The 5624-nt window shown below is 70.4% G+C and carries 5 protein-coding genes; 4 read left to right on the top strand and 1 reads right to left on the bottom strand.

The genetic code is table 11. The features are described from left to right. Positions 1-537: 537 nt before the first annotated feature. Positions 538-1512, bottom strand: a complete 975-nt coding sequence (locus tag IE312_RS07060) for an expansin EXLX1 family cellulose-binding protein (protein WP_189979354.1) — start codon at positions 1510-1512, stop codon at positions 538-540. Positions 1513-1905: 393 nt separating this feature from the next. Between IE312_RS07060 and IE312_RS07065 the strand changes: the two genes are divergently transcribed. The 4 genes from IE312_RS07065 to IE312_RS39155 form a co-directional block, all read left to right on the top strand. After that, the gene (locus IE312_RS07065; protein ID WP_189979356.1) at positions 1906-2811 is read left to right on the top strand and encodes a GNAT family N-acetyltransferase; all 906 of its coding nucleotides are present in this window, start codon (positions 1906-1908) and stop codon (positions 2809-2811) included. 190 nt (positions 2812-3001) lie between these two features. Beyond that, positions 3002-4294 (top strand): phosphatase PAP2 family protein, encoded by a 1293-nt coding sequence (locus tag IE312_RS07070; protein WP_189979771.1) that lies wholly within the window; start codon positions 3002-3004, stop codon positions 4292-4294. A 310-nt stretch (positions 4295-4604) separates the two neighbouring features. Further along, entirely contained in the window at positions 4605-5129 is a 525-nt protein-coding gene (locus tag IE312_RS07075) for an AAA family ATPase (RefSeq protein WP_189979358.1), read from the top strand. 190 nt (positions 5130-5319) lie between these two features. Continuing rightward, positions 5320-5624 (top strand): oxidoreductase (locus tag IE312_RS39155; RefSeq protein ID WP_440862346.1); only part of this gene is annotated, 305 nt, incomplete at its 3' end.

Raw genomic sequence — 5624 nt, forward strand, 5'->3', positions numbered from 1 at the left:
TGCCGCATCCGGCGGTCGTGGCCAGGGCGGTCCTGGCGGTGCTGGCGGTCTTGGCGGCCGGTGCGGTCGTCCCGGGGCCGCCGCCGAACGAGGTGCCCGCAGCGGCGAGGACGAGAAGTACCGCGGCCACTAAGGGCATGAAGAGGCGTTTGTGTGTCATGCGCTCCTTCTTCCAGGGTGGGGGGGAGGAGGGAGGGAGCGTCGGCCGACCTGTGTGCGCGGGCCGGCCGGCGGACATTCGGTGGGTCGAACCTTCGGCTGGGGGCGGCCGGTCGGTCGGCCGGCTGGTCAGCCGATCACCACGCGGCACCGGCGGTCGCGGTGACCGTGTCGGTGCCAGCGGTGGCGTCGAAGCGCTTCGCTGAGCGTGCTCGCTGGATCGTAGGACCGGGACCGTGGACGGTCAATGACCCTGTCACCGGCTCGGCAAAGTCGGCTGCTCGCAGGGGTCGTGCAGCCGACGGCACGCCTGCGTCGAAGCGTTTCCGTGCGGACCGCCCCGGCTCACCCGGTCCTCGGCACCCGGGCGAAAGGGACTCAGTGCCGGGCGAACTGGACCCGGGTGGACTGCACGACGTTCGGCCGTACGGCGATGCCGCTGACGGTCAGCCGCTCCCCGTAGACGTCGGTGAGCCTGATCGCCCCGCCGCAGCCACTGCCGTCCGCGGACAGGAAGTAGTTGTAATCCGTGCGGGGCAACTGCCGCCAACCGCCCGCGGTGCGAACCTCCAGCCGCGCGACCGGATTCCGGTGGCCGATCGCCTGGATTCCGCACCAATAGCGGCTGGAGCCGGTCTTGTACCTGAGGGAGATCGGCCCGGACGTGCTGGGACTGACCAGGCTCCAGGTGATCGGGAGCCGGCCGAGCTTGGGGTCGGCGAGCTTCGCGAAGGCCTGTTCGCTGAGGTCGAGTTGTCCGGGAGCACAGGGCGCGGGGCACTCGTTGGTGATGCGCACCGTGACGGAGGCGCCGTTCGCGGCCCGCACACGTATGTACGCGCCGCACGCCTTGGACGTCTCGTAATCGGTGGTGTTCATCGCCGCGATCATCAGGTCGCTGCTGGGACCGAACAGACAGGCGCCGTCCCCGTCGCCGGCCTTGTAGGAAGTGGCGACCCCTCGGTAGGCGGTCCCGGGCTTGATCCGTCCGGCGAGCGACGCGGTGGTGGTGGACGCCGTCCGCCGGGGCCGCGGGGCGCGCGCGGGCGAGGGCTTCGCCGTCCCGGTGGCCGCGGGCGTCGTCGGAGTCGGTGATCCGGTGGGCTTGGCGGAGGCGGCGGGGGTGCCCACTCCGGTCGCGGAGGGGGTGCCCGCGGCGGTCGCGGTGGCGGCTTCCACGCGGGAGGCGGTGACCGACGAGGCCGCCGTGGGCTGTACCCCGGCCTGGCGGTCGTGGCGCAACGCCACCGCCAGGCAGGCGAGAAGGCCCGTCGAGACGAGCGCCAACGCGGTGCCCAGCATGATCCTGCGCCTGTGCCTGCGCTGCCGCGCGGCCTGCCTTGCTGTCTTCATACCCGTCCGTTCGGGAGATCGAGTGTGGTGCACTCATCGGTGACCGCGGCAGACGAAAAGGTTGCCGACGATTTCCCGGACCCCCGGACCCCCGGACCCCGGACCCCCGGACCCCGGACCCCCGGACCCCCGGACCCCCGGACCCCCGGACCCCGGACCCCCGGACCCGATCGGACCCCCGGGCACGCGATTCGGCCGGCCCGCCCGGGGCGGCACGATCCCCACGATCACCGGCAGGGCGTTCATGGACGACCTGGACGACGACGGACCGCACGTGCCGTCTCGCCCGCACGGCGCCGATGGATCACCGCGCACCCGGCCCGTACCGGCTCTCGGGGCGCTCATTCCCGGACAAACGCTCCCTGACGTCGAGTGCATCAGGGACCATGAAGCATGCGTACGGACGACTGGCACCTCACCGACGACCTCGACGAGTTCCTCGCTCGAGCCGGAGACTTCCTGCGTTCGCGCCCAGCCCTGCACAACACGCAGCTGACGGTGCTGGAGCGATTACGCACACGCCGGTCGAACGCCTGCGGTGCAGAAACCGCCCTCTTCGGCCGACTGGAGTCAGGCGGTGCGGTCCGCGCCACCTTCTACCGCCTTGCGTCCCAGCGCGTCACCCTCACCCCCCTCACCGCCGAACAGGCCGACACCCTGGCCGCCCGCCTGGCCCGGCTCGGCCGCCCGCTGCCGCTGTCCGGCGTCACAGCGGACCACGACACCGCCACGACGTTCGCCGAGGCGTGGCAGCGGCACACGGGAGCCGCGGCCGTGGCCCACTGGCGGGGCCGTCTGTACCGCCTCGGCAAGCTCACCCCGCCGGAGCCGGATCCGGACGGCCGGGCGCGTGCGGCGGGGCCGGAGGACCATGAGCGCGTCATCCGGTGGTGCAACGAGTTCGCCGCCGACGTGGGGGAGGCCCCCGCCCTGAACGCCGACTCCTGGCCTGACTCTCGCTTCGCCGACAAGCACTTCACCTTCTGGGAAGCATCGGACGGCACTCCTCTCTCCATGGCCGGCTCTACCGAGATGGTCGGCGGCATGGTCCGAGTGGACCCCGTCTACACCCCGGGCCGGCTCAGGGGGCACGGCTACGCGGGCGCTGTCACCGCATGGGTGAGCCGCGTCGCACTGGCGGCAGGCGCGACGGACGTCGTCCTGTTCACCAACCCGGACAACTCCACCAGCAACGCCCTGTACCAGCGCATCGGATACGTCCCGATCGCCGACTTCACCGGTTACCAGTTCTCCGAGGACGCGCCAGGGGCGGATCACCCCGGTGCGGAACAGGGCTGATCAAGTCACTGCGGCGGCTCACGGAACCGCTGCTCCGATAACATGATCCAAGTCATGACGAGTGCGCGAAGATCGACCCATTCGGATAACAACTAACAAATCGGCCAGAGAATTGATATCTGACACTTCACCGGCGTTTTCCGGCGAAAAGGGAAAATCAGCCATCACCGGATGGCGCCAGCCACGCGTGCTGCTGTGGAGTGCGGCAGGCGTGATCGTGCTGGGATTCCTAGTCGCACTCGAGATCGCCGCCCGCCACTACGGCATGCCCGGACCGATGACCAACCAGGCGAAGGAGGTGATCCTGCCGCCGAAGTCAGGCCCGCTGCTGTACGCGGGAATGGCGCTGATGACGGTGGTGCTTCCATGGCGCGAGCGTCTCATCGCTCTCGCGGCGGCGGCCGGCATCGATCTCGTCTTCCTGACGGTGCGCTGGGCGGCCGACATCAAGCCTCCGAAGCCTCCACTGGGCCATCCCTTCGGCAACGGCGCGCTCTGGGTGCTGCTGGCCTACGCGGTCATCGCCCTCACCCGCCGTACCGGCACCGACCGTGTCCTGCTGCTCAAGGGCGTCGGCCTGGGCCTGCTGCTGGTCGCCGGCCGCAAGACCGGTGACACCTGGCTGCTGATCACCTCCAAGACCCGCCCACAGGTGCTGGACCAGTACGTGGCGACGGCCGACCACGCACTGGGCAACCCCTCCTGGCTGGCGGGCCGGCTCGTCGCAGCCACCGGCACCGTCGGATCGCACATCCTGGACTACGTCTACATCCAACTCGCGGTCGCCGCGGTCGTCGTAGCCCTGTACCAACTGCGCCACGTCGCGACCGAACGCCGCTTCCCCCGCCACCACCTGGTGCGCACCTTCCTGGTCATCGGCCTCCTCGGCCCGGGCATCTACATGATCTTCCCCGTGGTCGGCCCGATCTTCGCCTACGGCACCGACGGCGGCCACTGGGCGGTCGCCCACCTGTGGCCCGACACGCCGGCACCCCTGCGGACCCCGCACGCGATGCCCTTCGACCAGATCACCCCCCGCAACTGCATGCCCAGCCTCCACACGGCCTGGGCCACCGCGATCTTCCTGCACTCCCGCACCGGCCCCCGCATCCTCCGGTTCGCCGGTACGTTCTGGCTCATCGCCACCCTCGGCGCCACCCTGGGATTCGGCTACCACTACGGCGCGGACATCCTCGCCGGAGTCGTCTTCACCCTGACCATCGAGGCGGCCCTCCGCTCCCTCGAACGCGGCTGGGACCGCGCCGGGACCCAGTTGGTCGCCCACGGCGCCGCCGTGTTCACCGCGCTCCTGCTGTCCTACCGCTACCTGGCGACGCCCATGGCCCACCGTCCCTGGCTGTTCGGACCCCTGCTCGTCCTCGCAACGGCCTCGGTGATCCACAGCTACCTGCGCACCACCCGACTGTGGCAACCCGCCCCGGCCCCCCTGCCGCAGCCCGAACCCCAACCCGAACCGGTCTGACGGAAGCGCCCGCGCCGCCCGCGCCGCCCCCGCCGACCGTTCGCCGAACGTGCCGGCGTGATCGGCGCCGAGGCGACGGAGCGCGTCCGGCGGCTGCCCGGCGCAGCACGGCCACGCCATCACTGGCCGTGCCGCCCGACCGTATGTGCTCAATGACCTGAGACGGGTGCGCAAGGCGGGACACCGCGGACAGCGCGAACCCGGTACGCGACGCGGCGGACGCCCCTGCTGCCTCTCGGCCCGGTCGGCGCCGGGACGATGTCTTGCCCTGCCTGTCCCCGTCGCCCGGACGAGGCTAGCGTCGCGTCCCATGATCGTGTGGCTCAACGGTACCCATGGCGCGGGCAAGACCACGACCAGTGCGCTCGTGCAGCAATTGATCCCCGATTCTCGGGTGTTCGATGCCGAGAAGGTCGGCGAGACGCTCATGCACATCACACCGGGGCTGCCCGCCACGGACAACTTCCAGCACTGGCCGCCGTGGCGGCCGCTCGTGGTCGAGACCGCCCGTCGCGTGCTCGACTACACCGGCGGCACGCTGGTGATGCCCATGACCGTCCTGGTCGAGCAGTACTGGCGCGAGATCAGCTCGGGCTTTGCCCGGCATGGCATCCCGGTCCGGCACTTCGTCCTCCACGCCGACCAGGAAACCCTCCGCGGGCGTATCGCGGGCGACACCGTTGTCGGCCCCGATTCCCCGTTCCGTCTCCGGTACCTCGAACCCTACGCAGATTCGGCCCGCACGTGGCTGCACGCCGAAGCCGAGGTCGTCGACACCACGCACCTCACACCAGTCCAGGCTGCCCGGCGGATCGCGGGAGCGGTCGAAGACTGAGGAGACCCCCTTCATTGTCCGGGCAGGAAAATGCTGACCCGCTGCTGTCGCGCCCTGATATGTGCGGTGAGTACTGTCTGTCTCCATGTCGGCTTCGTGTGTGACGCGGGTCACGCGCACTCCTTGGAAGGGTTCGTCGCAGTTACTTGTTCGAACAAGTAACTGCTCCCCAAGTAGAGAGAAGACGACGATGTCGAAGGCGTTCGAGCCCTACGAGCTGGCCGGCAAGCGGCTGGCGAACCGTCTGGTGATGGCACCGATGACCCGCAGCCGTGCCTACGGGCCCGGGCAGAGCCCCACCCCGCTGATGGCGGAGTACTACGCGCAGCGCGCCTCCGCCGGCCTGATCGTCACGGAGGGTGTCCAGCCCTCCCGGGCCGGTCAGGGCTACCCCGACACCCCCGGCATCCACACCGCCGAGCAGGTCGCCGCCTGGCGCCGGGTGACCGACGCCGTTCACGCCCAGGGCGGTGTGATCCACCTGCAGATCATGCA

This window comes from Streptomyces capoamus, assembly GCF_014654935.1.
Classification (GTDB): Bacteria; Actinomycetota; Actinomycetes; order Streptomycetales; family Streptomycetaceae; genus Streptomyces; species Streptomyces capoamus.

Excerpts from the sequence above, each read along its gene's own strand:
- IE312_RS07065 (WP_189979356.1), top strand. The coding sequence starts at position 1,906 with ATGCGTACGGACGACTGGCACCTCACCGACGACCTCGACGAGTTCCTC.
- IE312_RS07075 (WP_189979358.1), top strand. The coding sequence starts at position 4,605 with ATGATCGTGTGGCTCAACGGTACCCATGGCGCGGGCAAGACCACGACC.
- IE312_RS07060 (WP_189979354.1), bottom strand. The coding sequence starts at position 1,512 with ATGAAGACAGCAAGGCAGGCCGCGCGGCAGCGCAGGCACAGGCGCAGG.